Below are 25,683 nucleotides of genomic sequence, written 5' to 3'. Positions count from 1 at the left end.
TATCAAGCGTCATCGTGAACTGGTCCTTAGGCGACACGCAAATCTGGTCCGCCAAGGGTGTTTAGTTACTCTCCATACCGGCTGCCGTCGTGGACTTCTGTAGAAGCCCGCTACGGCGCTTTTCTCGTAGCCTGTAGCTGTCGCCACGGATTGTGATGACGTGGCTGTGATGCAGCAACCGATCAAGGATAGCAGTTGCCACGACGGGGTCGCCGAACACTGTTCCCCATTCTCCGACACTGCGGTTGGAGGTGACGAGCATTGCACCCCGCTCGTAGCGCCTCGATACGAGCTGGAAAAATAAGTGGGCTGCATTGGGCTCGAGTGGAAGATAGCCAAGCTCGTCGATGATGAGCAGCTTGGGCTTGGCGAGAAACCCAAGTCGTTCTTCCAGGSGTCCTTCGCCATGTGCTCTCACGAGCGTTGCGACCAATGCCTGCGCCGTTGTGAACAACACCGTGTAGTTTTGACGGATGACCTCTCTTCCAAGCGCAATCGCGAGATGGGACTTCCCAACGCCAGGTGGACCGAGCAGCAGCAAGGCATCACCATTTGCCACCCAACGGGCGGTGGCGAGTTCTCGTATCTGTTGCGGATCGACACTGGGCTGCGCCTCGAAATCAAATCCCTCGAGATCTCGTGCATGCGGGAAATGCGCGATCTTCATCGCCATGATGATGCGTCTCTCGTCCTTCCTTGCAATCTCGCGTTCGCACAGGAATGCGAGCGTCTCGCGAATGGTGAGATCCGCGCGCGAGGCTTCGTCAAGAAGGTTGTCGAGCTGGTCGCGGATGGCGGTGAGCTTCAGCCGGCTCAGCCAGCCGATCAGCGTGTCGTGATCAACTGCCATCACCATTGCCCTCCGATCAACCGCTCATATTCCGACAGTGGGCGAAGAAGTTCGGGCAGCTTGGGAGCGGGCGGATCGGCCTGCGCGGCTTGCTTGACAGGCATGCCGAAGCCGCTGACGCCGACAAAATGGGCGGGATCCGTCAGGCGACGATGACGCCCGTGTGACTCGGCGTGGCTCGCGACAAGCTGACCAGCATGGAATACGCGGACCTGGCCACCGCTGATCGTCACCTCGACAATCTCGCCGATGAGCCGCCACGGGACTGAGTAGGCGTTGGTGTCGACCTCAACGGCGCAATCGGCGTGCTCGGATCTGACGAAATGGTGGCCTGCCATTTAGTGGGYGTAGCGTCATAGCTTCGTCGCGRACAAAGCGCTCAAGTGGTGGTTCGCCTGTCGTGCCATGGCATCGAAGATCGGCAACCGTGCGCATCCACCACGCAAGGTGCAGGTGAAGGCTATAGCGCGACAATCAGCATGATACTTTCATCCCGACCGCGACATAAGAGTCTCATCCAGATTGTCGCCGCCGTCTCATCCTGATCGCCGCGCATGAAGGCCTTCCATGCTGTCAAAGCTGTGTCCGGCAAGTGCGTTGTGCTTCACATACCCGACGCCTCGCTCGTCCTTGCCTTTGGTACGAGCCCGGTACTTGCCTTTGGTACGAGCCCGGTATGGTGCACATGCGCGAGGACGGAAGTCCCAATAGCGGGAGAAGGCATGCAGCCGATCGTTGAACACGACCTCGCGGGTCACCGCGTCGTGCCGTGTTACCAATGCCGCAGCATTATCGAGAAGGACCTCGCTTGTGACACCGCCAAAATGCCTGAAGGCTGCCTCCATCCCATCGAACCAGGCAGACTGACGGTCGTGGAGAAACGCCGTCGCGTATGTGCGACGCGAATAGCCAAGCGTTGCCACGAAGATGTAGACGCGGACTTTCTCGCCTCCGATCTCCATTCGCTTCTCGCCAAAATCGATCTGTATCTGATGGCCTGGCGGTGTCTCGAAGCGCATCGTCGCTAAAGCCGATGCCGCCAACTGCTGCCGATACCCCGCGACCGCTCGCTCAACCGTGCGCAGACTGACCTCAATGCCGAGTTCTCGAGCCAGATCCTGCCGCACGACATCAGCATTGCCGCCATGGCGAAAGAACCGCTCACGGACCCACGCTTCATGCTTCGAGAGCTGCGTTTCCCGGCGGGCTCGCCGATACCCGCGCCAGCCACCCGTCTCGATGTATCGCTGTACCGTCGTGCGCGAGCATCCCAGCTCCGCCGCGATCCGCCGCGTGCCCCACCCCAGCTTCTTGAGCCGCAGCATCGCAGTCACCTCGTCCGGTTCGAGCATCGCTTCTCTCCGCGCCAATCTCGCGGAGATCTTCGTACCTGTCTCAACGTCCATTAGTCCCTCCTAAGGTCTGAAAGGGGGACCAGTTTTAGGTGTCGCTACCGGACCAGTTTTACATGTCGCCTGACAACNTCGTACCTGTCTCAACGTCCATTAGTCCCTCCTAAGGTCTGAAAGGGGGACCAGTTTTAGGTGTCGCTACCGGACCAGTTTTACATGTCGCCTGACAACATATTGGATAAGGATGCCCGGGCGCCTCGTCTGAGGCGGTGCCCAGTGAATTCCTAGCAACCTTGTGCCTGCGCTGGAACAAACGCGACGGTATTCGGTTCAGTGATCAACGGCTGCAGGGAGGTACTTGAACATGAACGATAAAGACGAACTCATCCGGCGACGCGCTTACGAGATTTGGGAGCGTGAGGGGCGCCCCGAGGGCCAGGAGCGCCGGCATTGGGAGCAAGCAAGTAGGGAGATTGCGGAACATGAGCGTCTGCCTCCCAACAGTCAAACCGGGGATGATCAAACTGGCACCATTGTTGCTCCATCCACCGCGCCGCGCGGGGAAGCCGGGCGGCCGTCGGAGGACGCGGAGTAGTGCTCTTCCTACGACCAGACTGGGAAAGGACCTGAGTATCGAAGCGGTGTCGGCGCATTGGGAAGAGCGATCGAAAGAGCAGGCGCTTGTTTCCTAGGACCCCTAGGACAATGCAGGCTGATCTTCGTGCAGATCGCTAGCATCGAAGTTTCCTGTGCGTGAGGTACACACGGGAAAGAGGCGGTGATTCCATCACCCGACGTGGCCAAATCGAATGGGCCTGGATGACGAAGCCGCTTATCGCCCATGCCAAGGCGCTGCTGTCCAAACCGCCTATTTCGCTACGGCGCTGAATGAATCCGATGCCCGAAGCAATGGGTGCAGTCGCGCCTGCCGCTGTGGCCGGCAATGAGGACCCCACGGCCTACGTATTCGAGTATCGAGACGGTTCTGGCACCAGCCGAACGCCGCCTTCGACAATGCCACGCCTTGAAGCAGTCCAAAAGATTAGCGAGTAAACATGCGACACGACCCCAACCAAATGGAAAGGATCACTCCAGCATTTTTTGGGCGCGATGCCGTTTCCGTCGCGGAGGCTTTGATTGGCGTCATTCTGGAAGTAAATGGGATCGGCGGCAAGATCGTGGAAACGGAAGCTTACGGGCGGGAGGATCCCGCCTCTCATAGTTACGTTGGGAAAACTGCCCGGAACAACGCGATGTTCGGCCCCGCCGGCACCGCTTACGTCTACCGGTCCTACGGTTTGCATTGGTGCCTCAACTTCGTCTGCGAGAACGCAAGCGCGGTGTTGCTCCGAGCGATCGAGCCGCAAACGGGCCTTGGAACGATGCGGATCAGGCGCGGGACAGCCAGGGAAACCGTCTTGTGCGCGGGGCCGGGACGCCTTTGCCAAGCTCTCGGAGTGACCCGCCATCTTGACGGACGATCGCTCTTTGCGGCCCCTTTTTATCTCACTGTTGGGGAGGGCGAAACGGATGTCTGCCGAGGCCCTCGTATTGGGGTCACGAGGGCTGCCGACGTGCGGTGGCGGTTCGGAGCGCAAGGCTCTGCCTTTTTGAGCCACCCGTTTCCCGATCCCGTTCCAGTTTAGAACTGGCCGGCATTTTGCGGGGGCGTAGGGCTTCTCGTCATAAATGCTGGAAGACCTGTTCGATGTCTGCTTTCCAGATTTAGCCATCGCGATGATCCTCGAGAACGACTGAAGCGATTTGATATGCGCCCCAACGTGCAAATCCTGATTCCGCCCGCTCGCATTCTCGACAAGTGCACCTATTCGCCCGGATCACGGGGAGGTTGGAAAGAACACTCGGGCTTGGAAGTGTCGGAACGATTGTTGTTACAGGAGGCGAGCCGGACGTTTTCGTAATGGCGACGGTGCTGGGCGCAATCGATCTTGGATACTAGGTGACCGTCTCGAAGGACGGCGTTTAAAGCTCGACCAAACAAAGGACGCCTCTCTTCAGCTGCTTGGCAACGCTTCGGGGTCCACCTTGAGCTTGCGACCCTTAGGAGTGGCTCGGTCAATTAGGCGATATGAGAGCCGCACGTGGGAAATGTCGGAACCATCAGACCCCCGGCCGGTTTGATCTTGATAAACGCCGCGCAGGTCGCCCCGGCAGATCGTTTTAGGCGGGTCGAAAGAGGATTTTACCAGTGATTATCGATCTCCAATCCGCACGTGCCACACGAGATGCTCCTGACCCGGACTGTGCCTCACATGATAGCCTTGGCCGGACGATGTATCTTTACGGAGTGGAGTACTGGATGGACGACCGCCTTTGGGCGTTGACGCTCGAGGCCTATTCGCTCGAGGACGCTGAAAGAAGAATGGTGGCAATCCATCAGGGGCTGATCTATGGGCAGATATACCGCAGTACCTGCTGAGCATTGCGTTCTACATAGCAATGAGCGCCTCCCGGCCCTCCCGACACCTCGCGGACGTGCCAGGTGATGCGCAGATCGTTCTGAACCAAAGTTACGCCGGACACGCTGGCAACGCGGCGCCTTGCCCATTCCGTTTCGACAAAGGCTTGCATCAACACCTCCCCGTGGTTGAAAGACACTTCGATCTCAGAGGCGTCGATCTAGGTGGCATCGGTGAGGCGGTCGCTGACAGCGTCCTGGATCTGGATGCCCCGGCGAACGAAGTCTCGCGGCCCGTTTCCTCGACTCCGGCCCCCGCTTACCTTGGCGATGGCCGTTTCCGGGAGCGAATATTTGTAATTGTCGCCTAGATCGACCTGCCGCTGGCGCAGATTGACCTCGCAGCGTCCGGATGCAATTCCAATCTTATGACTAGCAACAGTCATCAAAACCTCCGCTCTCTTTCTTAACTGCCCAACGGGTTGCACAGCGAAACGTCGCGGCTCTGATTGTTCCGGTAACGGTCCGGTAGTCCCCACCTGGAACAAATACGCGGTTGACCGGTTGGCCGTGGGTCAAAGCCTGAAGAACTCATTCGCCGGCGTGCCTATGAAATCTGGGCGAACGAGGGACGGCCGGAGGGTGACGTACCGACGAGAGAGCGCTCGCACGACCGAGCGGCGGAACAGACGGAACCAGAGGGCGGAGTAGACCCATGCGAGTAGCTGACATTATGACCAAGGATGTGTGCGTTGCGAGCCCCGAGGATACCACCATCGCACTGGAAGGGGCCGAGAGCCGTATCGGCCTTCTTCCCGTTGGCGACAACGATCGGTTGGTTGGGATGATAACCTATCGGGCTTTCGCAGAGCGTTGTGTGGGTGACGGGCGTGACGATCGTGCGCGCGTGGCCGAGATCATGACGGCCGACGTCAAATACTGCTTCGATGACCAGGAGGTGTCCGATGTTGCGCCCAACATGGGCGACGCGCAGAACCGGCACCTGCCGTTCGTTGACCGCAACAAGCGGCTTGTCGGCATCGTTTCGCTGGCTGACGCAGCGCGACGGGACCCTTCCCTTGCCGGGATAGGCTTGCGGAGCGTGACGAGCCCCGATGGGCTACATAACCGGACTCAGTAGCGATGGCCGGCGTCCCCGAACAGCGCCCCTCGTGGCGCCCTCCCGTTCTCTCTGCATCCGAGGAGCGTGTGTGGGCGAGAGAAGTCGCCCTTCACGCGCACGCGGGCCAATTAGACAAGGCTGGAGAACCCTATATCCGCCACTGCCAACGGGTGGCCGAGGCCGTTGACGGCGACAAAGCCAAGAGTGTTGCCTTTCTTCATGACGTTGTCGAAAAGGCGCCTGGGTGGACATCGGAGCGACTGCTCGATTCTGGCTTTTCCCCGGAGGTGGTGGCCGCCGTTGAAAGCCTGACGCACCGCACTGGGGAAACTAAGGATGCCTTAACGATCCGCGCTGCGTCAAACGCGCTTGCAGCTGTCGTAAAACGCGCCGACCTTTTGGACAATCTCTCCCAAGTGGAAAGGCAAGGCAAGGATGGGACGCAGTATAGGCGAAGACTGGTTCTGCTCGACGCTGCCGCAGCGTACGACGGTCATCGGGCGGAAAGTGAGTCCGCCGACCGAAAGATCGCCGCGTCATCAGCTCGGGGTGAGGCTTGCAAAATCCGCCGCGAAGCCGCCGATCGCGTTGCAAAACGGCTTGCTTTGCTTTTGGGAATGGCAGCGGCCGCTTTGATCTATCTTGTTCTCCGGTTATGAACGATTGTCGTCAGCGGGGCGCAAGGCTCGATCACTCGAGCGGAACACCATTCATGCGATAGGCAAGTTCGTCGCGCGCACGGCTGAGCCTGCTCTTGATCGTGCCGATCGCACAATCGCACATATCAGCTGCCTCCTTGTAGCTGAGGCCGTATCCGGCAACGAGTACAAGTACTTCCCTGTGGTCGGGTGCTAGCCCCTCGAGGGCGGTACGCAACTCGCCATTCAACACGCACCAATCCTGCGGGGCCGGAATGGGAATTGGAAGGTCGGCGCAGTTGACGGCACCCGGCGCCTCGCGCTTACGCAGCTTGTACTGCGTGCGAAACGCGTTGTGCATGATTGTGAAAAGCCAGGATTTGAGATTTGTTCCAGGTTGAAAACCATCGATACCGCGCAACGCGCGAAACAGCGTTTCCTGCAGGAGATCGTCAGCCTCGAAGCTTGAACTGACAAAGGTTCGCGCAAATGCGCGCAAGGCCGGGATCAGATCGACCACCTGCGTCTCAAGCGGCCGCGTCTGATCGTCGAGAACTGGAATAGAAGGCATTGTAGCTGCCTTTCGGGGTTGCCGGATTTCAATGTTAGTCAATGCGTGGCCGACAATTAAGTTCCCTTGGGCTTTAAGGCAGCGCCGGCCGGGAACCAACGCCCCCTGCGCTTGTTTTTGTTTCGTGTCGTGGATGTGCCTGCACGAAGATCTTGAAGGCTGCTCGAACGGAAAGCGAGGTTCCCGATGGAAGCGCTTGAAATGCAACTGATGGCCCACCGCAAGATCCTGACCGCGCTTATGACGATCGCGGCAGGCGATCCGGATTACTGGCACAAATTGATGGAACACCTTCGCGATGACCTTGTCATCCAAGGCCACGAGGAAGATCCAGGTGTCGTGCCGGGAATGGCGTTCGCCTCCCAAAATGCTCTTAGCGAGGAGCTGAGGACCATTGTCAGCCGTGCCGAACTACGCGCCGGCGATCGGACTAGATCGGAATAGCCAAGCTTCATTTCTTCAACCTGTTCGCGGTCGTCGGTCCCAGAGCAGTCTGATGGCCGGTGACCACCAAGGAGGCATTCGGGATGATGGATTTGGAGGTTGACCGGCTTTGGAACAAGCCGGTGATACTGGATCGCGAGGGTGTCCAGGATGCCGGACGCAGCGCGTCGGGCATACGTCGATGCAGCTGCATCACTAACCTTAAACGTCCATTGTAGGTCGATGTGGCTCCAAGCCGTTTAACTGCCAGGTGGACAGCTTGTTCCAGCCGACGTCTGGGCAGTCGCGCAGCCTCTCATCCTTTGAGCGTTTGTTGGAACGCACGGCGCCGTAAAAGCGCGATTGTCGAAGCTGGCCGGCAGGTTACCGCCGATTGTGAATCCGCGCGAGAAAATCACGGATAAGCAGCGCTACCTGATCCAGGTGGGTCTCCAGGAGCCAATGCCCGCCATCGATGAAATGAAGTTCGGCGTCCGGCAAGTCGCGGAGATATGCTCGGGCAGATTTCTCCGGCATGTAGTGGTCGTTGGGTCCCCAGACGATGAGGGCAGGGGGCTTATGGTCCGCCAGATATCTGCGGTGTTGCGGAAACCATGACCGGTTCTCCTTCAAACCTGCGATCAGGTTGACGGCGATTTCCTTCCGCTTTGGTGTCATGAGCGACCAATGCAGTTTCCATAGGTCGGGAGGAATGGCCTCTGCGAGATCAGGCTTCAAGTCGTTCAGGAACTCTTCCCGGAAAATCTCCTCGGTCACCGCCTCGGCCAACGTGCGTTTCATTTCCGGCAACGGAAGCGCCCAGGTCTTTTCAATGTCTGCATATTTGGGGCCCAAGGCATCTTCATAGGGGATGTCGCCGTTCTGAATGATGAGCCCGACGACGGATGCCGGCCGTAGAATGGCCATGCGAATTCCGATCGGCGATCCGAAATCGTGCAGATAAAGAACGAAGCGATCGATCTTAAGCGCGTCGATGAAGCTGCTCAGAAAGGCTGCGTAGCCGTCGAAGCTGTAGTCGAAATCCTCCGGCGTCCCGCTGTAGCCCGCACCGGGGAAATCCGGAGCGATCAGGTGCCAGCGGTCGGAAAGCCGTGGCATTAGATTGCGAAACTCGTAGGATGAACACGGATATCCGTGCGGGAGCAAGATAACCGGAGCATCTTGTCGTCCAGCTTCCCGATAGAAGACCTCAATGCCGGCAACCATGATCCGCCGATGCCGTACCAGCGTGTCCATAGCAAATCCTCCGCAGGATGAGCTGACTGCTTTCGAAGGGCATCGACCGATCACCAACAAGCGCAGCCGCTCGTGACCGGGAGATAACTGGTACCATCGCCGGTTGTTCCCTTTCGGGGAACCGGCGAGCGAATATGCTGGATACCCGAAGGTTGCCGCAAGGGCGAAAGCGCATTTAATTTCAATATCGTGCACATATATCTTGAAGCGACAAATGATCCGCGCCCTAATGTTGCTGACGCCGGCGCGCCTTCCTAGTCTCGATTATCGGCTATGCCGGCCGTCTTCGCGCTACGGTTATGCCGTCGAAGCCGAAGCACGACGCAATGCCAGATACTCCCAAATGGCAACGCCAAAGAGGGTCGCTGTCGCCAGAAACTGGAGATGATAATTGGCGGCAAGCGCAGAAAGCACTCCAGCAAGGGCAAGGATCGCGAACCCGACAATGTGCGAAATCGGGAACTGGTGCGCCGCGGCCAACTTTATCCAGATGTTGCCAGCCAAAAAAAGCGCCGGGCCTCCGAGTATCGCCAGAGCGGTTTGCATCGTGGTTTCATCTTTGGCATGGGACAGGCTGAAGTCCTCTCCTACTGCCGTCAGGATGACGCCAGAAACAATTGGCAGGTGGCCGTATGTGAAGAGATTGAGCGCCAATGTCTCGGGTTTCGACGTCGCCTCCGCTTTGTTGGCGGCTTTTTCCTGGCCGTGATGGAAGTAGATCCACCACATAAAACCGGTGCTTAAAAACGCGCTGCAGAAGACAGCGAAGGTCATGTCGTCCGCCATGTGCTCTGCGGCGTTGCGGCCGGTCGTCAGGATCGTTTCACCGAGGCAGATGATTACGAACAGCGCACAACGTTCTGCCATATGCTTGCCAGAAACGTCCAACGTCTCGGGCGCTGATTTCCCCAGGCCAGGAAGATAGTACCGCAGGGCCGGAGCCAGATATTCGACGAGAAGAGCGGTACTCCAGAATGCAATTCGCGGAGTCGTCTCCATTTGAGAACCCACAAGCCAGAAGGCGCTTGCAAGGACTAGCCAGAGGGTAATCCGCAGGAACGTCAGGAAAGAGGCCGCATCGACGCGATGATAGGCGTAGAGCATGAAAAGCGATCGCCCTATCTGTATGCTGCAGTAGATGACCGCAAATGCAAATCCATGGTCTCCAAACGCGTCCGGCAAGGCGATAGCCAGCAGAATACTCCCAAACATCAGGAGAAAGAGCATCAGCCGTACTGGATTTTGCTCGGTATCGAGAAGGTTTGTAACCCAGGTCGTGTGAATCCAGATCCACCAGATCGCAAGAATGAGCAGCGCCGCCTCGACAAGGGCTGTGGGGCCGAAGTCGCTCGCAAGTGTCTTTGCGAGCTGGACCAGAGCAAACACAAAAACGAGGTCGAAGAACAGTTCGGGAAAGCTTGCTCTGGTCTGGTCGGCGTCCGCCTTCCTTATCCATTGATCTCCAGTTGCTGCCCCCTTGGCCGCTGTCGGTTCTGCCGCTCGATGTCGCGACGCTTGGTGCATTACTCTTCCTCCGCCCGAGATGGAGAAAGAGGTAGAGCGGTACGGAGTTCCAGCAATATCCCACTCGATGAGGAGAAGGCCCCTCTGCAGGGATTGAAGAGGAGCACGGTCGCTTACAACTATTCCCGTGGTTGAAGGAGCCGCTCGCTCGCCTCGCTCGCTAAGCGGGACCAGGGGCGTTGATGATGCCCATTCCGACCGAAACCCCCTGGAGAGCCGTCCACACACTCCATTTCATGCGGGATCCGAGCTAGAAGGCGCAAAGCGGCACTTTGCTCGTCTGAGGGCTGAGCAAGGTCAACGATCTTCACGCGTCCGCACTACAGTCACCTCGATACAACGCATATGCACGCCAGGCCTCGGCTTGCACGCTATAGCGCGTTGGATACAACCTGAGCTGCTACCGAAATCAACACTACTGCAAGCGCTACCACGGTCCCAAGTCGCACAGCCTTCATCCGACGTATCCGCGCGCCGTTCCAATCATACCCCATTCTGCTCCCCTGTCGGGATCATACCGTGTGTGAATGGTCGCCTCTATTCCTGTCGAGACGTAAACCGCTTGCGTCCTCGTGGAACTAGCCAAAGGACCCCCAGGCGAGGCCTGTCGCTATGATTGGAGCGCCAGGCCTCTGGCCGTCTCCTCCCCGTCCGAAGACGACTGGTGCTCGCTATCACACCGCTTGCCGGAACTCCATTTGCCCATCCGGGCTAAACCCTGTGGCTAATGAGGATATCGCGATGAAATCCCTTGAGTGCAGATGAGTAGCTTGACAGGCATTAACCTGTGGGCTGAGAAATCGGCTCATCTGAATTGGTGCTTGATCGGGAAGTGGCCGCTACTGGTATGGGAGGCGGGAAGGGCGCGTTTTGCCACGTTCAGCTGCGCCGGGGAAGTGTTTGGGGCAGGATATTTCGCAGGAACAATAGCCTTTATGCGACTTTCGAAATACGGAGCCACAGCGCTCTGGGTTGTGGTCCGTCTCGCCGCTGGTCAAATAGCGATCACGTCAGGGACGTCCCCGTTCTGGCTTCGGCAAAACGATGCAAAATCCTTGAGGAATTTCTCCCCCGCCGGACGATGAGCGGGGTCCATGAGCTTTTCCATGATTGCGTCTGGCGTCTCCTTCATAACGGGAAGCCGGAAGAAAATCGTCTCGGAGAAATTTGAGCTTAATGTCAAAAGGACGGTGCGCAGCGCTGCGAGCATGTCGTCGCCTCGGTGCGAAGCGTGGATGAGGGCTATCGGTTTTGCGATTACGGCCTCCCCCGAGACAAGCCAGTCGATGGCGTTCTTGAGGCCTCCGGGAATGGTGCGAACATACTCGGGGCTGGAGATGATTAGCCCATCACTTGCCGAAATTTTCTCGACGAAGCGGATGACGCTTTCTGGGGCGTTTGCGCCCTCCAGATCGCGAGAAAAGATCGGCAGCTCACCAATGTTATCAAAGACTTCAATGGTGATATCGGCTGGAGCGAGGGATTGGAAAGCCCTCAACAAGGCCGAATTGGTGGAAAGCCGACGCGTACTTCCTGAAATTCCTAGTATCCTCATTCCTCAAGGATAGTGAAAATTCCGCAGCCAGCAAGCCATCGTGGACCCGGCGCCGCTTTCAAAAGCACATTGTCAACGCTGAGGAAGGTAAAACGAGGGAACAACGGGCGGCCTTTCCTCGTTGAGAAAAACCGGGCGTAGGAGGACCAAACAATGAGTGACGAGCCGCGCGAACGCGATATTTTGTCGTTGAGTGACGACCCGCTGCCAAAGGTTCTCAAGACACCACGCCTGGCGACGCAAAGAGAGCAGCTTGATGTGTTGCGGGCCGACGTGGCCCGGCTTCGCGAGCGCCTCATCGCCATAGCGGACGGGACTTCCAGACTGGCGGCGCTCGAGGCGACCGTTGTTTTAGAAACGGTAGAAAGCGGTATCAGACGTCATCTCACGCCGGTTCTGATCACCGCGGGTGTTGCAGGTTATATCTGGAGCGCGTTCTTGAGGCGACGATAACTGTGCCCACCTGCTCTCTGCGACGGTGCAGCGCACTCGAAAAGACGTGGCTGAAAAAAGACGGTCCTCAAGGAGGGAGCCATCTTACACACGATCCGGAGAGATCCTGGATCGCTTGCGGGGTGCATCAATAGAACCGCTCGATCATAGGAATTTTCCCATGCCTGCGCGGCCGTTTCGCTGAAAGCCGTTTTTCAGCCTTGGATGTTCGAGCGCCGTGCCCTTCACTCTCATCTCCAAAAACAGAACGCGATTGCCTTGTCGCAATCGTGGCCATGCCCTAGTTCTTGAAGCGATTTTAGTCTGGGGCCTGCCTCGGCCACGTGCCACAGAACGGGTCGTATTTTATGATTAGGCGGAAAATGCATGCGCGGAAGTGAACGCGTTGAATTGAGGAATAGGACGCGGGATGCACATCAGCGGGTAGACGCCGCGGTCGGCGAGCTCAGCACTATCGAGGACTATCGCCGGTACGTAGCGCGCGTGTTGCCGTTTCGTGCGATAATGGACGAAGCGCTGAGGAACGTCTCTTGGCCTGAAGGCTGGAATTGGCGACCATCAGGGGTTGCAGAGCTGCTTGCTCAGGACGCGTGCGATCTCGGCTTGGCACCGGCGCGCCGCATTCGGCCTGATTTCGATCTTTCCGACCCAAGCGCGCTGCTCGGTGCCCTCTACGTGGTGGAAGGGTCGTCTCTCGGTGCGCGGGTCTTGCGTCAGAGGGCGTTGAAGCTTGGTTTCGATGAAACCTTCGGCGCGAAGCACCTTGCTTCGATGGCGAACGACACGACCCGATGGCCGTCCTTCCTGTCGCTCCTCGAACGAACCCGCGATTTTGACGTCGTTCGGTCTGCCGTCACGGCGAACGCCGTGTTTGCTCTCGCCCAAACTTGCTTTGAAAGTACATATCTTGTCGCCAGTTGAACCCGTCACCCTCGAGACTTGCGACAGGGAGCCCATTCATATCCCCGGGAGCATCCAACCGCACGGTTGTCTTCTGGCGTGCAATGTCGGGTTCACGACGATCGAACGCATATCGGCAAACGCTGCGAAGATGCTCGCCTGGGAGGGCAGCCTCCTTGGGCGGCCTCTTGTCGACGTGCTCGGCCCAAAGTTGTTGCATGATCTGCGCAATGCGCTTGCGGCCGCGGGAGCGGCCTCACGACCGGCCCTTTTGCTCGATGTCGCTTTTGGCGACCGCGTGTTCGACATTGCCGTCCACCTTCACAAGTCGGCCGTCATCATTGAGTTCGAGCCGGCGCCGTCGATCGGTCAGCCCTTGCATATCGCGCGCGAGATGATTGGCCGTATCAAGGACATCACCGACGTCGACCGTCTCGTGCAGCGCGCGTGCCGGATCGTTGCCGGTACCATCGGCTATGACCGCGTGATGATCTACCGCTTTGAGCAGGACGGATCAGGCAAGGTCGTCAGCGAAGCGAAACGCGCCGATCTTGAGAGTTTTCTGGGCCAGTATTTTCCAGCAAGCGATATCCCCCAGCAGGCCCGCGCACTTTATCTCAAGAACACCATTCGCGTCATTTCGGACGCGAGCGGTGCGCGCGTCCCGGTCGAGCCGGTTCTGGACGGATCCGGCGAACCATTGGACCTCAGTTTCGCGCACTTGCGCAGCGTTTCGCCCATCCATTGCGAATACTTGCGCAACATGGGCGTCGCCGCGTCGATGTCGATTTCGGTTGTTCTGGACGGCCAGCTCTGGGGGTTGATCGCCTGCCACCATTATTCGCCGCGCGCCCTGCCGATGGCTCAACGCGTTGCGCTTGAAGTGTTCGGCGAATTTTTCTCGCTGCACCTGAAATCTCTGAAGGAACGTCGCCGGGTTGCGGCCGTCGCCGGCACACGCGAAGCGCTCGACCGTTTTCTCATTTTGTCCTCCCATCACGAGGATGTGGGTGAGCTGTTGCGCCAAAGCCTGCGTGAATTCTCGCAGTTGCTGGCAAACGACGGCATCGGCGTCATGGTCGATGGCAAATGGGCGGGGATCGGCACCGCTCCGCCGGACGAAGAAAGAGCCGCTCTTCTGGACTTCATCCGCACTGTCAGCGAAGGGCGCGTCTGGGCGACACATGCCCTGTCACAGAAGTTCCCGGAGGCATCGGCCTACAGCGAGCGGCTTTCGGGCGTTCTCGCCATTCCCCTTTCGCAAACCGGCTCGGATTGCCTGGTGTTTTTTCGCAAAGAACTGGTCCAGACCCTCAACTGGGCCGGCAATCCTGAAAAGACCTATGAGGCAGGTCCACTCGGCGACCGCCTGACACCACGCAAGAGCTTTGCGATCTGGAAGGAGACAGTCCAGGCGCAGGCGCAGCCCTGGTCGGAGGCCGAGCGGGAAATCGCCGAGATCGTCCGGGTCGCGATCGTCGAGGTGGTGCTGCGACACAACGAGCTGATGGCGGGCGAGCGGCGCAAGTCCGAGGTTCGGCAGCGGATGCTGAACCAGGAGCTTAGCCACCGCGTCAAGAACATCCTCGCCGTCATCAAATCTCTGGTGACGAGCCCTCAACGGCACAAGAATTCGCTCGAAGAATATGTTTCGACGCTGCAGGGTCGCATCGAGGCGCTCGCAATCGCGCATGACCAGGTCGTGCGCGGCGATGGGGGCGGGATCCTGGCGGATCTCCTGGAGGCCGAACTCCAGCCTTACCGGACAAATCTGTCGACAATAACGCTCGAAGGTCCTGCCGTCTGGCTCGACAGCCGTGCTTTTTCGGTAATGGCGCTGGTGTTTCACGAGCTCGCGACCAACGCCGCCAAATACGGCGCGCTTTCGGTGACGGCTGGCGAAGTAGAGGTGCGCTGGACGATGACCGGCTCCGATTGCGACGTCTCCTGGCGCGAGCGAAACGGTCCACTCGTCACTCTGCCGTTACGCAGGGGATTCGGTAGTGCCCTCATCGAGCGCAGCGTCCCCTACGATCTTCATGGGCGCAGCTCCGTCCGCTTCGAACCATCGGGGCTTGAGGCAGAGTTCAGCATCCCCTCCCCACACGTCAAACTCACCGCGTTAGGTCCGACAATGGAAACATATACGGTCGGTACCGCCGCTCCCGAACAAAGCGGCCTTGGCCGTGCAAACCCCAGGGTTCTGATCGTTGAGGATCAGATGCTCATAGCGCTTGATCTCGAAGCGATGCTGTCGGACGAAGGGTTCTCGGAGGTTTCGACGGCGAGCTCCGTGCAGCAGGCCATGGCACATATCGAGAGGACTGCTCCGGAACTGGCGATTCTCGATATCAATCTCGGGCAGACCAATTCGTTCGGGATCGCCGGCGAACTCATGCGCAGAGGCACTCCATTCGTTTTTGCTACAGGCTATGGCGAGGGAGCAGAACTGCCGCCGGACCTTATCGGCGTGCCGATCGTGCGCAAACCCTACAGCAGAAATGCCATCGTCGGAGCGCTTTCACTGCTGTGGGACGAGACCCTGTCCAGAGACGCGCAAAGGGCAGTGACAGGAACGACGAAGGGAAAGACCGAAATCGATGTCTGACATCAAGTCGCTGTCTCGCGAGCAACTCGAGGACGAGATCCTGAGGCTGAGGGCCCTGTCGCAGGGAGGCGCCGCGCTGAAGGTCCATAACGCCAGCGACGACGACGCGCGAGAGGCACGCTATCGAGCCCTTTTCGAGGCGATCGACGATGGTTTCTGCATTATTGGCTTCATCGACGGACCACATGGTCCGCTCAGCGATTACGTACACCTTGAAGCAAATTCCGGCTATGGCCGGCATACAGGCATCTCGGACATCGTCGGCAAACGGCTTCGGGAGATTGAACCCGGCAACGCGGATGTCTGGTTGGACGTCTATGGCAGCGTGTTGCGCACCGGCAAACCAGTGCGCTTCGAGCAGGAGTTCAAATCAGTCGCCAGGCATATCGAAGTTTCGGCCACCCGCATCGAGCCGGCAGGCCTGCGCCAGGTGGCGGTCCTATTTCGCGACGTAACCGAGAGGAAGAAGGCCGAAGCGGCGCTACGCGAGAGCGAAAGCCACGCGCGCGATAACATACAGCGTGTGCAAATGGCGATGGCCGCAGGGGCGATCATCGGCACGTGGCTGTGGGACGTGCCTACCGATCGCTTTACGGTCGACGAAGCTTTTGCGGCCGCGTTTGGGTTCGATCCGCAGCAAGGGCGCTCAGGCCTGAGCCTTGCCGATATCGTCGGCGCCGTTCATCCCGACGATCAGGAACGAGTGACGGCCTCGGTCAGAGAGGCCCTGGCAAAAGGCGGAGCCTATGCCCACCAATACAGGACGCGTCGCGAGGACGGGAGGTATCGCTGGCTCGAGGCGAACGGTCGCGTGGAATGCAGCAGTGACGGTGTTGCGCTTAAATTTCCGGGTGTCCTGATCGATATCGAGGAGCGGCGCGCGGTCGAAGCCGAACGTGACCATGCCCTTGCGGCCCTCCGCACGCTCAACGAAACGCTAGAGCAACGGGTAGAGGAACGCACCGCAGCCCTTGTCCAGGCGGAAGACGCCCTGCGGCAGGCGCAGAAGATGGAGGCTGTCGGGCAACTAACCGGGGGCCTGGCGCACGACTTCAACAACATCCTCGCCGGCATCAGCGGCAGCCTTGATCTGATGAAAACTCGGCTCGCCCAGGGCCGTGTGGGTGAGATCGACCGTTATATGACGGGAGCACAAGGGGCGGTGAAGCGGGCCGCGGGCCTAACTCAGCGCCTCCTTGCCTTTTCCCGCAGGCAGACGCTCGATCCGAAGCCGTCGGACATCAATCGCATCGTCGCGGGTATGCAAGATCTGATCAGCCGAAGCGTCGGTCCTGGGGTGGCGGTCGAGACTGTCGGAGCAGGAGGGCTGTGGACGGCCTTCGTCGATGTTGGCCAGCTCGAGAACGCTCTGCTCAATCTTTGCATCAACGCTCGCGACGCGATGCCGGATGGTGGACGCTTGACGATCGAGACCGGCAATCGGTGGCTCGACGAACGCGCTGCGGCCCAACGTGGATTGCCGCCGGGGCAATATGTCTCCTTGTGCGTCAGCGACACCGGTACGGGCATGTCGCCGGATGTGGTCGCCCGCGCCTTTGATCCGTTTTTCACGACGAAGCCGATCGGACAGGGGACGGGGCTTGGCCTTTCCATGGTCTACGGTTTTGCCGGCCAATCCGGTGGTGCCGTGCGCATATACTCCGAAGTGGGCAAGGGCACGATGATCTGCATTTATTTGCCCCGCCACGCGGCCGAAGATCATAGCTCCGACATACCAGCCGACGCGGGGTCCGCGCCTGCAGCGACCGGAGTTCACACCATCCTAGTCGTGGACGACGAACCCCTGGTCAGGATGGTCGCGGTCGAAATTCTCGAAGAGCTGGGCTACGAAGTGCTGGAGGCGAGCGACGGCCCTTCCGCCCTTAAAATGCTTGATGCACGCCCCACAATCGATCTTCTGGTTACCGACGTCGGGCTGCCGAACGGCATGAACGGACGGCAGCTTGCGGATGCGGTGCGCGTCCAGCGTCCCGGTCTTAACGTACTCTTCGTCACAGGGTATGCGGAGAACGCAGTACTCAACCACGGGCACCTCGACCATGGCATGGAAGTGGTCACCAAACCCTTCACAGCTGACGTGCTGGCGCGGCGGGTCGAAAGCTTGATCCGCCAATGACAACTGGGTCTGGCGCGCCAGGCTTGCTGCATTTCGCCGATGGACAGCCAACTGCGCTCAGCTGACGGGACCACCGGGCAATCTGCAAGTCCGCGCTCTTTTCAGGAGTTTCGAAGTGCTCGATAACCCTCGTTCTGGTCAAGCTACGCCCTTGGTCTGAATTTCCGCCCGACCAAAGCCCGTAAGGGGAACAAAAAATCAACCTCGGCATTTAACTGTCGGCGACGAGGGTCGTCGCGGCAAGGCGTTTTCGTTGGAAATTCAATCGCTTTCGATTTCGCGCTGATACCAAAAGGCATTCCCAGTGACGGGCAGAGGAGCAAAACCATGAAAGCGATCGGATCGCTGGCATTTGGCATCGCATTGTCCGTTTGCGCCAGCGCCGCGGCTGCGTCCGTCGCCTCACTCGTGCTGGCCAAGCCCACCGAACCTCCTCTGCTGAAGTCGGCTTCGGCTCCAGATCTTTGGACCGCAACACCGGTCCGGATCGACCGGAGCCAGCAGAACTACCAGCGTTTGCCGCCCGTCTATTCCACTTACGTCACGAACCCGGTTTCGGCGAAGCGAACATCGGGGCGTCTGGCACTCACCGCTCCAACCTTGGTGACCTCCCATACCGGCCTCTCGACAGCCCACCGCGATTGGTGCTCAAGCCGCTACCGGTCCTATAACCCCGAAACCAACGCGTACCGTTCATACGGTGGACAAATACGAACGTGCCAGTCGCCTTACGCGGTCATGTACCCGATCCACAAAGACCGGACGGCGCAAATCGATCGGCGGTTCGTGGGCTACGCGACGGCCGAACCGCGTACCGTCTCGTGTACCGTCCGCTATCAGTCGTATCGAGCCGATGACAACACCTACCAGCCCTACAACGGCCCTCGAAGGCACTGCCTTTATCCATCCCAAGATGCGCGCCTCGAAGCGAGCAACAGCGTGCGGCCCGTGTCGGGGCGATGAGCAGCCCGCAAGTCAACTGCGGCACGAACATTCTTCGGCGGCACCGGCCTCTCCCGGGCGTGCGTTGCGACGGCTGAGGCATTCAAGGGATCGCGATCCCGATGGATAGCGAGAGTAAAGCGGAAGAATGAGCGTTCGTCCGGCTATCCAACCTCTACCGGAACATGGAGATGCAAAGAGTTGGAGAAAATCACGCGAAAGCGCAAATTGCGGTCCAATCGGCCACTGTGGTCCAACACGCGTCATATCAAGGTTGTCGCGCAAAGTCGCATCTCCGTTGACAAAGTCGATGTGTTGATCGTCGGCGCCGGCATCGGAGGGGCGCTGATGGCGTTGTCCCTTGCCAAGCGAGACATGAAAATTCTCGTCGTCGACCGACGCTGGCCGGTACAAGGCAGCACTTTGGCGAGCACTGCGATGATCCAGCACGAGATCGATGTGCCGCTCCACCAGCTCACCACGATGATTGGGCAGGACAAGGCGCGGCGCGCATGGCAACGCTCCGCAAGAGCAGTGGAAGCACTGATCACGCTCATCGACAGTCTTGGAATCGACTGTGGCTTTGAACAAAAGAAGTCTCTTTATCTGTCCGGCAATGCCTATGGTGCCCGCGCGCTTCGCTTGGAAATCGACGCGCGGCAGGCCGCTGGCATTTCAGCAAGGTTTCTCAAGTCTGCTTGCTTGCGCGAAGAGTTCGGTCTCAATCGGACTGCGGCAATCGAGTCCGATATTTCTGCAGCCGCAAATCCGGCGCAATTGACAGCCGGCTTGTGGCGCAAAGCCCAGAGGGACGGTGTTTCGCTCATAGGCGACACGGAGATTACCGACGTACGCAGCGTTGAAGGATGGAACGCCGCTGCGACCTCGACAGGCGAAATCATACTGGCCAAGCACGTTGTGTTTTGCACGGGCTACGAGTTTCTCGACGTCGTGGCCCACCAAGGCCATCGGATGGTATCCACCTGGGCTCTTGCGACTAAGCCGCACCATCCACGGCCTGACTGGCTTAAGAACTATGTTCTTTGGGAGGCATCCGATCCATACCTCTATTTTCGCTCGACCAAGGATGGTCGCGTGATTGTTGGAGGGGAGGACGAAGAAAGCGCCACCGCATTTGCGGACCCTATCAAGCTTAGAGCCAAATCCCAGATCTTGCGCGCAAAGCTGTCGGCGCTCCTGGAAATACCAATCGGCGAACCGGATTATCTTTGGGCCGCGCCTTTTGGCATTACCTCTGACGGATTGCCGCTTATCGGAAACGTTCCGGGGCTGGAGAATGTCTATGCTGTGATGGGTTATGGGGGCAATGGCATTACCTACAGCCAGATCGCTGCGGAGATCGTGTCGTCAGAGATTTTGGGCTACCGCGACCCAGATAGCGAATTGTTTGCCTTTCGCTGAGCTTTGAAGCCAGGCAGCAAGCAGAAAGGCCGCCGGAACGGCGGCCTTTGAACATAAAGAGTGGAGGTAGCTTTGGATCAATGGAAACGCTGGTTTGAATACCAGTCGTCGATATCTTTCCTCGCCTGATCCTTGGCATATCCATAACGCTCCTGGATCTTGCCTTCGAGTTGCTCGCGTTTACCGTTGATCTGGTCGAGGTCATCGTCGGTGAGTTTGCCCCACTGCTCCTTGACCTTACCCTTAATCTGCTTCCAGTTGCCTTCAACACGGTTCCAATCCATTTTGGGGACGCTCCATTGCTATTTCAGGTACATTTCTTGAACGAGTGAGCTACGCACTTGTTCCGTTATTTGTTGAGACGAATGATGGTGCTGTTTGTCGGGCGCGGCTCTATGAACCTCGAGACAGTTTAGCCGACTGCAGGCCCTGCCTCGTTGGTTTAGGCAATGCTTATCCGTTGCCAGCGGCATTATGCCGGTATGCCGGCAACGGATGAATTTAGGACCCGAGAAGACGCCTTGGGGACATCAGCGCCTGTAGCGCCGCCGCTCCTGTTCAACCTCATCGGGAGTATAGGGAGCGAGCGTCGGATCAAAGCGCCGCCAGCCCTGCTCTGAATAAGAAGCTCGACGCTGCACCGGGTCGACCCAGCTACCGCGGCGTAGGATCGCTTCGGCATCCGCCTGGAGCGCGTCGTCGACCCGTGCCGTGACGACCGCGCCACCGCGCCGTACGCCTTCCGCATAGACATGGGCATGTTCTTCCGGAACGCCCGAATCCGTCATCGCTCCGATAATCCCGCCGGCGGCACCACCTGCTACCGCGCCGGCGGCAGCACCCGCCGCGGTCGCGGCAAGCCAACCGGCTGCGACCACCGGACCGACACCCGGGATGGCCATGACCCCAAGGCCAGTCAACAGGCCGCCAATGCCACCGACCGCAGCGCCGACACCGGCGCCTGTCCCAGCGCCTTCAGCCGCGTTGCTTTCGTTTGCAGTGCCGTACCGATCCCCAACATTGTTGGAAACGATGCTGATGTCGTCCGACGGCACGCCGCGATCTTCAAGGGCTGACACAGCGGCGCGGGCGTCCGAATAGTCGTCAAAAAGTCCACTAACGGTTTTCATGGGGATTTCCTCGTTCTGGAGTTAGTTGGCAACAATGTTGCCCTGGTAGTCGAGCGCGACCTGCATGGATTTGCCGTCCTTCGAGGCAGTTGCACGCCAGACGCCCTTGTCGTCGAGCTTTAGACCGGTCACATCGGTGTAGCCGGCATCAGTAAGGCGATCCTTGGCCTGTTCTTCAGTGAAACTGTTGGCACCGGCGACGGGCGCTGTTGGATTGGTGGTGTCTGGTGTTGCCACGGCAGGCGTATCACCATCTGCCGTAGCGGGAGGTGTGGCGGTCTGCGCGAGCGCGCCCAAACTCGATACGCCGAGGAAGACCGCGGCTAGCAGGATATTTTTCATGATTTTGTTCCTCGTTTCGATCCTCGAGATGCGGGCATCCGGAGGAAAAATTTGAGATCATAAGAGCCACATCTCCGTTCGTTTCGACCCGGTGAGCAGCATGATGGATTATATGCAGCAGACTGAGGGAACACTGCGCTTCAGCATCAATGCTCCCTTCGGACGGACTCTACATGGCGTCCATGCCCTTGATGGCATTGTCGAGATGCGACGTGCATTTCTCCATGTCGTTCGCCATCATGGCATCTCTCGCCATGGTGAGTTCCTTGGTGGACTCGATCTTTTTTGCGCCGTCGGAGATTTGCGCGACTTGCTGTTCGGCCTTAGCGATTGAAGCTTCATCGCAAACGACCTTTTGCTGTGCCAGAGCGGGGCTGGCAAATGCCGCGATGAGGGCGAAAGTAGCAATCCGTTTCAGCATTTGTATGTTCTCCATTGGGCCGATACGACACCGGCGTTCACCGCGATTGAACGGCAAAACGGGTCGTTCTGTTCCGTTGATAGCGGGCCGAAAAGCGAAGTTTTTTCAAGGAACATCCAAGCGTTTGGTGCGTTAGGAGCGCGTGCAACTGTGGGTCTAGATGTGCGCTTTTTATGGGCTTTTGGCCGCCTTGAGAGTGAACAGCGAGCGCGGGTGCCGGTGCATAGGACGGAGGGCTTTGCGCGCTAGTCTTGTGGGTGGTCGTCAGGGGCGAAGATGCTCCCCGTCTCATCGCCATCCCAGTAGGTGACTTTCGACGCGTGAACCTTGATCATTAAAAGACCGGGTGTGTCCACGCCTTGGGGAAACCATCTTTCAAGCTCGCTCATCCAATGCTCGGCAAACGTCTGCTTGTCACCCACGAGCGAAGCATTCCCTTGGATTGCAATGAAAATACCGGGTTTGCCGAGAAGGCTCGGACGAGCGGTGTAAGTCAGGGCTACCTTCGGATCTGCCTTGATCTCGGTGATTTTTTGTGACTGCTCAAAGCAAAAGAACCAGGTGTCCCCCCTATAGTCCACGTCGCCATTGTTGCTCATTGGTCGACTGGAGATGGTTCCGTCTGCCTTCTTTGTCGAAAGCATGCCGAAGTCGATATTCTTCAGTTCGTTGGAGATGTCGTTGAGCGTCAAAGTCATCGTGCACTCCCGTTGGCGTTCAGGTCCTAACCGCGAGAGCACAAACAGGTTCCTTGACACCGCCCTGGCGCACGTCGTCGGTCACGGTTCGCTGAAACCGGTCGCGGAAACACGGGAGCGACCTGCAGGATCGTTGCGAAAGATCAGTCCACCCCGCGCCTTCGATCGCGCAGGCACGTAGTCAAGCGTGATCTCCGCGGTCTCTATGACATTATCGTTGTCGGTGATTTCGCCACGTACGACGACGGCGGCCGCCGTTCGGTCGGCTGCATTGTTAACATCGAACATGACCAGATATCCGCCAGCACTCCCCGCGCTGCTGACGATCGTCACCGAGAGGTCCGGAGGCCCATCGGCCTGGGTTGCAGCCTGATAGCTGATCCAGCCAATAAGCGCCGTGATCAGGATGGTGGAAACCGCACCGGTCGTCCATTCGATCCAATGCGCTCGACGATTTTCAACGGAGCCTGGTTTCGGGGTCTTTGCCATCACGTTACCTACAGAATGAGGCGCGCTGCGGCTGCGCCGATTGCGCTCGGGAAGGCGAGGACAGCCGTGGCGACAATCGCTTGTGTTGGATCGAGGCCGTCCAGCCGATGAAACGTCCATAGGCAATAGAGGCTGATCGCGAATGCGATGACGTAACCCGGCGTTGTGAAGCGGATAAGGGCATGCCAGCCAGGTGTGTTCTCATCGAGTTCATGGCCGCCTATGAAAGACAGGGCGTAGACGAAGCCATGCATCAGCAGGATCGACGCCAAGATTGCGGCAATGGCGTGCCACAGCGACATCTTAAAGGATATCAGGATCATTTCTTCGGTTGGGGCGACGTTGAGACCGAGAAACAGAGCCCCAACGACCATCATAAAAAGTTCGCCACCGTAACCATCGCCCCGCGTCTCGCCGATCGGATCCTTCTCGTCCTCGCCGCTTTCGGTTCGTGTCCCCAGTTCGCTGCGGCCGAGCAAGGCGCCAATGCTGGCTGGGACCGCCTGAATGGCGATCATTCCAAGCACTTCCGGCAGGGCCTGGCCAATCTTTAGGACGCCAATCATGAAAAGAACAAAGACACTCGCCGCGATACCCAGGCAGTATGCAATGCTTGCGTCTCGCAGCGCTTCGCGCCACGTCGATACATTTTCAAAGCCGATCCGACGCGCAAGGAGGACAAGCAGCGGAATGTTGACCACAAACAAAATAAGCAGCCGGTCGCGGTCGATGTAGAGGCCGAGTTCCCACATTTCCATCGTGAGGAACATAGGCAGCGCAAAAAGCAACGCGCCGGCGAAGCCGCGTGCGAGGCCCTTCGCGAAGCGGCCATGGTCAAAATCGGCCCGCGTCCCGCCCTTGGTCATCTTTCCCTCTCAAGGTTGCTGTCGGCCTCGCAAGGACGCGGCAGCATTTCTCTGACAGAGGTAACGTCGAGAGACAGCGCAAGTTCCTGATGTCCAGCCGGCCGGTCCAGCCCCTCAATGTCGGCGTTTCCTTGCTTGCATCGATCAAGTGCACATCGAACCCGTTCAGCCGTCCGCACTCCGGTGATCGCGACCGGCGCGTAGCGCTCATGCTTTCGTTGCTCAGGGCATTGGAACAATAACAACGTCCACGTCTTTCCACGGGGTTGGTAGCCCTTGGGAAAGGGAATGTTCGTGAAGTTGGAGCAGTAAGCTATGCCCTTGGGTTCTTTCGACAAGGCGGGGAGTGAAGATATCTTGCGAGCGAGGCTTGCGGCCATTGTGGAGTCGTCCTTCGACGCCATCGTCAGCAAGGATCTCGATGGTACCGTGCGAACCTGGAACGGCGCAGCCGAACGCATGTTCGGCTACTCAGCCGAGGAGATGGTCGGGCGATCAATCCTGACGATCATACCCACTCATCTTCACGACGAAGAGCGAGATCTGCTGCAGCGCCTGCGCAAAGGTGAAAGGATTGAACCGTTCGAAACCGTCAGGCAGCGCAAGGACGGCAGCTTTGTAACCGTTTCGCTGACGATCTCCCCGATCCGCAACTCCAAGGGCCGCATCATCGGAGCATCCAAGGTTGCGCGCGACATCACATCCGCAAAGGACCGTGAAAGGCGAATTCGCCTGCTGCTGCGGGAGGTCAACCACCGGGTCAAGAACCACTATGCCATCATTCTTTCGATGATCCGGCAGAGCAGGAGCGAAGAAACGGAACCTGCGGTTTTCCAGAAGGACCTTGAAAACCGCATATGGGCCCTTTCGGCATCCCACGACCTGATTGCGTCGGCAGATTGGCAAGCAACAGATCTAAGAGGCCTGGTCGAAAAGCAGATCGCAGCGTTTCATGCTGAAGCGTTCTGTCAGATTTCTGGCCCGGGCATCGCGCTTGCCCCAGCTGCAATCGAAAATCTTGGGATGGCGATCCACGAGTTAGCCCTTCATTCGTCAAAGGGCGGCGTATTGCGGTCGCGTGCCGGCACGATTTCAATTACCTGGGCGCTGGCCACTTCCCCGGCAGGCCTTGCCTTTTCGATGTCTTGGGATGAGCACCCTGGCCCTGAAGGTCGCGACTATCAGTTGCCGCGCTCGGGTTTTGGCGCGGTCGTTCTAAAGAGGACAGTGCCGCAGGCCCTAAACGCCAAGGTGGAATCCGCCCACGGAGACGGATTTGCCCGGTGGCGGTTGGTCGGGCCCGCGGACCGCTTCCTGGAGTGGCCGCGCTTCTCTCTGTGAAATCACTGCAGTGACCACTGTGCACTGTCACCAAAATGTGACAGGCGGTGCCTGGCGAGAATGAGGTGGCGGCAGGGAGATGGAAAAAGAACGAGGGAGCCATAGTTAGAGCTCGCAAATTCAGCATTCCGCGGTTTAGCGGGAAAGGTTTTGGGGGCAGACGGGTGAACAAACGGCCTGTTATTTCAAAAGTTTGTACGCTTCGGCGGGCAGGTTTGATAA

The 25,683-nt window shown here is 58.6% G+C and carries 25 protein-coding genes and 1 pseudogene; 12 read left to right on the top strand and 14 right to left on the bottom strand.

All coding sequences use genetic code 11. The features are described from left to right. Positions 1 to 61: 61 nt before the first annotated feature. The 3 genes from istB to istA all read right to left on the bottom strand — a co-directional run bounded on the left by istB (position 62) and on the right by istA (position 2,256). Positions 62 to 853, bottom strand: a complete 792-nt coding sequence (istB, locus tag ASD01_RS06760; protein WP_156623621.1) for an IS21-like element helper ATPase IstB — start codon at positions 851 to 853, stop codon at positions 62 to 64. After that, positions 850 to 1,188 carry a Mu transposase domain-containing protein gene (locus ASD01_RS36515; protein ID WP_244495200.1) on the bottom strand — a complete coding sequence of 113 codons (339 nt, stop codon included), beginning with the start codon at positions 1,186 to 1,188 and terminating at the stop codon, positions 850 to 852. The genes istB and ASD01_RS36515 overlap by 4 nt, the downstream gene beginning before the upstream one ends. 198 nt (positions 1,189 to 1,386) lie before the next feature. Further along, complete coding sequence (gene istA, locus ASD01_RS36510; protein ID WP_280138771.1) at positions 1,387 to 2,256, bottom strand: IS21 family transposase; 870 nt, start codon at positions 2,254 to 2,256, stop codon at positions 1,387 to 1,389. A gap of 310 nt (positions 2,257 to 2,566) precedes the next feature. Here istA and ASD01_RS37515 point away from each other — a divergent pair, with 310 nt between their 5' ends. From ASD01_RS37515 to ASD01_RS37365, 5 genes and pseudogenes are all read left to right on the top strand, one after another. Continuing rightward, positions 2,567 to 2,797, top strand: coding sequence for a DUF2934 domain-containing protein (locus tag ASD01_RS37515; RefSeq protein WP_034798762.1), 231 nt, complete (start codon positions 2,567 to 2,569; stop codon positions 2,795 to 2,797). Between the two features lie 460 nt (positions 2,798 to 3,257). After that, positions 3,258 to 3,848 carry a DNA-3-methyladenine glycosylase gene (locus ASD01_RS06745; RefSeq protein WP_371814169.1) on the top strand — a complete coding sequence of 197 codons (591 nt, stop codon included), beginning with the start codon at positions 3,258 to 3,260 and terminating at the stop codon, positions 3,846 to 3,848. A gap of 1,360 nt (positions 3,849 to 5,208) precedes the next feature. Next, positions 5,209 to 5,346, top strand: a pseudogene (locus tag ASD01_RS37370) (DUF2934 domain-containing protein); the annotation flags it as partial. Next, positions 5,337 to 5,762: a CBS domain-containing protein gene (locus tag ASD01_RS06735; RefSeq protein WP_060643685.1), complete on the top strand. Its 426-nt coding sequence runs from the start codon at positions 5,337 to 5,339 to the stop codon at positions 5,760 to 5,762. The pseudogene ASD01_RS37370 and the gene ASD01_RS06735, both read left to right, overlap by 10 nt. 2 nt (positions 5,763 to 5,764) lie before the next feature. Next, complete coding sequence (locus ASD01_RS37365) at positions 5,765 to 6,403, top strand: HD domain-containing protein (protein ID WP_063979492.1); 639 nt, start codon at positions 5,765 to 5,767, stop codon at positions 6,401 to 6,403. 31 nt (positions 6,404 to 6,434) lie between these two features. On the opposite strand, the gene ASD01_RS36495 is transcribed toward ASD01_RS37365, so the two are convergent. The 4 genes from ASD01_RS36495 to ASD01_RS06705 all read right to left on the bottom strand — a co-directional run bounded on the left by ASD01_RS36495 (position 6,435) and on the right by ASD01_RS06705 (position 11,712). After that, entirely contained in the window at positions 6,435 to 7,274 is an 840-nt protein-coding gene (locus tag ASD01_RS36495) for a sigma-70 family RNA polymerase sigma factor (RefSeq protein WP_244495199.1), read from the bottom strand. Between the two features lie 486 nt (positions 7,275 to 7,760). Beyond that, on the bottom strand, positions 7,761 to 8,633 hold the full coding sequence (locus ASD01_RS06715; RefSeq protein WP_060516698.1) for an alpha/beta fold hydrolase: 873 nt from the start codon (positions 8,631 to 8,633) through the stop codon (positions 7,761 to 7,763). 297 nt (positions 8,634 to 8,930) lie between these two features. Then, entirely contained in the window at positions 8,931 to 10,157 is a 1,227-nt protein-coding gene (locus ASD01_RS06710; protein ID WP_082584575.1) for a low temperature requirement protein A, read from the bottom strand. A gap of 994 nt (positions 10,158 to 11,151) precedes the next feature. After that, positions 11,152 to 11,712, bottom strand: coding sequence for an NADPH-dependent FMN reductase (locus ASD01_RS06705; protein ID WP_060643684.1), 561 nt, complete (start codon positions 11,710 to 11,712; stop codon positions 11,152 to 11,154). Between the two features lie 153 nt (positions 11,713 to 11,865). Here ASD01_RS06705 and ASD01_RS06700 point away from each other — a divergent pair, with 153 nt between their 5' ends. The 6 genes from ASD01_RS06700 (at position 11,866) to ASD01_RS06680 (ending at position 20,174) form a co-directional block, all read left to right on the top strand. Continuing rightward, on the top strand, positions 11,866 to 12,165 hold the full coding sequence (locus tag ASD01_RS06700) for a hypothetical protein (protein ID WP_034803404.1): 300 nt from the start codon (positions 11,866 to 11,868) through the stop codon (positions 12,163 to 12,165). A 366-nt stretch (positions 12,166 to 12,531) separates the two neighbouring features. Continuing rightward, positions 12,532 to 13,086, top strand: coding sequence for a biliverdin-producing heme oxygenase (locus ASD01_RS36490; protein WP_051659652.1), 555 nt, complete (start codon positions 12,532 to 12,534; stop codon positions 13,084 to 13,086). Continuing rightward, complete coding sequence (locus tag ASD01_RS06690) at positions 13,073 to 15,673, top strand: HWE histidine kinase domain-containing protein (protein ID WP_051659653.1); 2,601 nt, start codon at positions 13,073 to 13,075, stop codon at positions 15,671 to 15,673. The genes ASD01_RS36490 and ASD01_RS06690 overlap by 14 nt, the downstream gene beginning before the upstream one ends. Further along, positions 15,666 to 17,810, top strand: a complete 2,145-nt coding sequence (locus ASD01_RS06685) for a response regulator (protein ID WP_082584574.1) — start codon at positions 15,666 to 15,668, stop codon at positions 17,808 to 17,810. The genes ASD01_RS06690 and ASD01_RS06685 overlap by 8 nt, the downstream gene beginning before the upstream one ends. A gap of 327 nt (positions 17,811 to 18,137) precedes the next feature. Further along, positions 18,138 to 18,773, top strand: a complete 636-nt coding sequence (locus ASD01_RS34445; protein WP_082584573.1) for a BA14K family protein — start codon at positions 18,138 to 18,140, stop codon at positions 18,771 to 18,773. A gap of 180 nt (positions 18,774 to 18,953) precedes the next feature. Then, complete coding sequence (locus ASD01_RS06680) at positions 18,954 to 20,174, top strand: NAD(P)/FAD-dependent oxidoreductase (RefSeq protein ID WP_034803408.1); 1,221 nt, start codon at positions 18,954 to 18,956, stop codon at positions 20,172 to 20,174. Positions 20,175 to 20,251: 77 nt separating this feature from the next. Here ASD01_RS06680 and ASD01_RS06675 read toward each other — a convergent pair whose 3' ends face one another. From ASD01_RS06675 to ASD01_RS06645, 7 genes are all read right to left on the bottom strand, one after another. Next, complete coding sequence (locus tag ASD01_RS06675; protein ID WP_034803410.1) at positions 20,252 to 20,458, bottom strand: CsbD family protein; 207 nt, start codon at positions 20,456 to 20,458, stop codon at positions 20,252 to 20,254. A 246-nt stretch (positions 20,459 to 20,704) separates the two neighbouring features. Next, positions 20,705 to 21,304, bottom strand: coding sequence for a general stress protein (locus ASD01_RS06670; RefSeq protein WP_060530547.1), 600 nt, complete (start codon positions 21,302 to 21,304; stop codon positions 20,705 to 20,707). A 21-nt stretch (positions 21,305 to 21,325) separates the two neighbouring features. After that, positions 21,326 to 21,646: a PepSY domain-containing protein gene (locus ASD01_RS06665; RefSeq protein ID WP_060530546.1), complete on the bottom strand. Its 321-nt coding sequence runs from the start codon at positions 21,644 to 21,646 to the stop codon at positions 21,326 to 21,328. 169 nt (positions 21,647 to 21,815) lie between these two features. Further along, complete coding sequence (locus ASD01_RS06660; protein WP_034794901.1) at positions 21,816 to 22,067, bottom strand: hypothetical protein; 252 nt, start codon at positions 22,065 to 22,067, stop codon at positions 21,816 to 21,818. A 245-nt stretch (positions 22,068 to 22,312) separates the two neighbouring features. Then, positions 22,313 to 22,765 carry a pyridoxamine 5'-phosphate oxidase family protein gene (locus ASD01_RS06655; protein ID WP_034794899.1) on the bottom strand — a complete coding sequence of 151 codons (453 nt, stop codon included), beginning with the start codon at positions 22,763 to 22,765 and terminating at the stop codon, positions 22,313 to 22,315. Between the two features lie 81 nt (positions 22,766 to 22,846). Then, complete coding sequence (locus tag ASD01_RS06650) at positions 22,847 to 23,254, bottom strand: TIGR02588 family protein (RefSeq protein WP_034794896.1); 408 nt, start codon at positions 23,252 to 23,254, stop codon at positions 22,847 to 22,849. An 8-nt stretch (positions 23,255 to 23,262) separates the two neighbouring features. Continuing rightward, positions 23,263 to 24,120, bottom strand: coding sequence for a TIGR02587 family membrane protein (locus tag ASD01_RS06645; RefSeq protein WP_034794893.1), 858 nt, complete (start codon positions 24,118 to 24,120; stop codon positions 23,263 to 23,265). A 315-nt stretch (positions 24,121 to 24,435) separates the two neighbouring features. On the opposite strand from ASD01_RS06645, the gene ASD01_RS06635 reads away from it, so the two are divergent. Further along, a complete protein-coding gene (locus ASD01_RS06635) occupies positions 24,436 to 25,461 on the top strand; it encodes a PAS domain S-box protein (RefSeq protein WP_082573053.1) in 1,026 nt (341 codons plus the stop codon). The last annotated feature ends 222 nt before the right edge of the window (positions 25,462 to 25,683 follow it).

Origin of the sequence: Ensifer sp. Root423, assembly GCF_001426275.1 — a bacterium.
Lineage (GTDB): Bacteria > Pseudomonadota > Alphaproteobacteria > Rhizobiales > Rhizobiaceae > Ensifer > Ensifer adhaerens.
This window is presented reverse-complemented; position numbering and strand designations above follow the sequence as displayed.

What these genes read in the sequence shown, in the direction of transcription:
- ASD01_RS06635 (WP_082573053.1), top strand. Translation starts at nt 24,436, where the DNA reads ATGCCCTTGGGTTCTTTCGACAAGGCGGGGAGTGAAGATATCTTGCGA.
- ASD01_RS06670 (WP_060530547.1), bottom strand. Translation starts at nt 21,304, where the DNA reads ATGAAAACCGTTAGTGGACTTTTTGACGACTATTCGGACGCCCGCGCC.
- ASD01_RS06660 (WP_034794901.1), bottom strand. Translation starts at nt 22,067, where the DNA reads ATGCTGAAACGGATTGCTACTTTCGCCCTCATCGCGGCATTTGCCAGC.
- ASD01_RS06745 (WP_371814169.1), top strand. Translation starts at nt 3,258, where the DNA reads ATGCGACACGACCCCAACCAAATGGAAAGGATCACTCCAGCATTTTTT.
- ASD01_RS34445 (WP_082584573.1), top strand. Translation starts at nt 18,138, where the DNA reads ATGAAAGCGATCGGATCGCTGGCATTTGGCATCGCATTGTCCGTTTGC.
- ASD01_RS06685 (WP_082584574.1), top strand. Translation starts at nt 15,666, where the DNA reads ATGTCTGACATCAAGTCGCTGTCTCGCGAGCAACTCGAGGACGAGATC.
- ASD01_RS06710 (WP_082584575.1), bottom strand. Translation starts at nt 10,157, where the DNA reads ATGCACCAAGCGTCGCGACATCGAGCGGCAGAACCGACAGCGGCCAAG.
- ASD01_RS06655 (WP_034794899.1), bottom strand. Translation starts at nt 22,765, where the DNA reads ATGACTTTGACGCTCAACGACATCTCCAACGAACTGAAGAATATCGAC.
- ASD01_RS37365 (WP_063979492.1), top strand. Translation starts at nt 5,765, where the DNA reads ATGGCCGGCGTCCCCGAACAGCGCCCCTCGTGGCGCCCTCCCGTTCTC.
- ASD01_RS06700 (WP_034803404.1), top strand. Translation starts at nt 11,866, where the DNA reads ATGAGTGACGAGCCGCGCGAACGCGATATTTTGTCGTTGAGTGACGAC.
- ASD01_RS06735 (WP_060643685.1), top strand. Translation starts at nt 5,337, where the DNA reads ATGCGAGTAGCTGACATTATGACCAAGGATGTGTGCGTTGCGAGCCCC.
- istA (WP_280138771.1), bottom strand. Translation starts at nt 2,256, where the DNA reads ATGGACGTTGAGACAGGTACGAAGATCTCCGCGAGATTGGCGCGGAGA.
- ASD01_RS06645 (WP_034794893.1), bottom strand. Translation starts at nt 24,120, where the DNA reads ATGACCAAGGGCGGGACGCGGGCCGATTTTGACCATGGCCGCTTCGCG.
- ASD01_RS06715 (WP_060516698.1), bottom strand. Translation starts at nt 8,633, where the DNA reads ATGGACACGCTGGTACGGCATCGGCGGATCATGGTTGCCGGCATTGAG.
- ASD01_RS37515 (WP_034798762.1), top strand. Translation starts at nt 2,567, where the DNA reads ATGAACGATAAAGACGAACTCATCCGGCGACGCGCTTACGAGATTTGG.
- ASD01_RS06675 (WP_034803410.1), bottom strand. Translation starts at nt 20,458, where the DNA reads ATGGATTGGAACCGTGTTGAAGGCAACTGGAAGCAGATTAAGGGTAAG.
- ASD01_RS06705 (WP_060643684.1), bottom strand. Translation starts at nt 11,712, where the DNA reads ATGAGGATACTAGGAATTTCAGGAAGTACGCGTCGGCTTTCCACCAAT.
- ASD01_RS36515 (WP_244495200.1), bottom strand. Translation starts at nt 1,188, where the DNA reads ATGGCAGGCCACCATTTCGTCAGATCCGAGCACGCCGATTGCGCCGTT.
- ASD01_RS36490 (WP_051659652.1), top strand. Translation starts at nt 12,532, where the DNA reads ATGCGCGGAAGTGAACGCGTTGAATTGAGGAATAGGACGCGGGATGCA.
- ASD01_RS06665 (WP_060530546.1), bottom strand. Translation starts at nt 21,646, where the DNA reads ATGAAAAATATCCTGCTAGCCGCGGTCTTCCTCGGCGTATCGAGTTTG.
- ASD01_RS06650 (WP_034794896.1), bottom strand. Translation starts at nt 23,254, where the DNA reads ATGGCAAAGACCCCGAAACCAGGCTCCGTTGAAAATCGTCGAGCGCAT.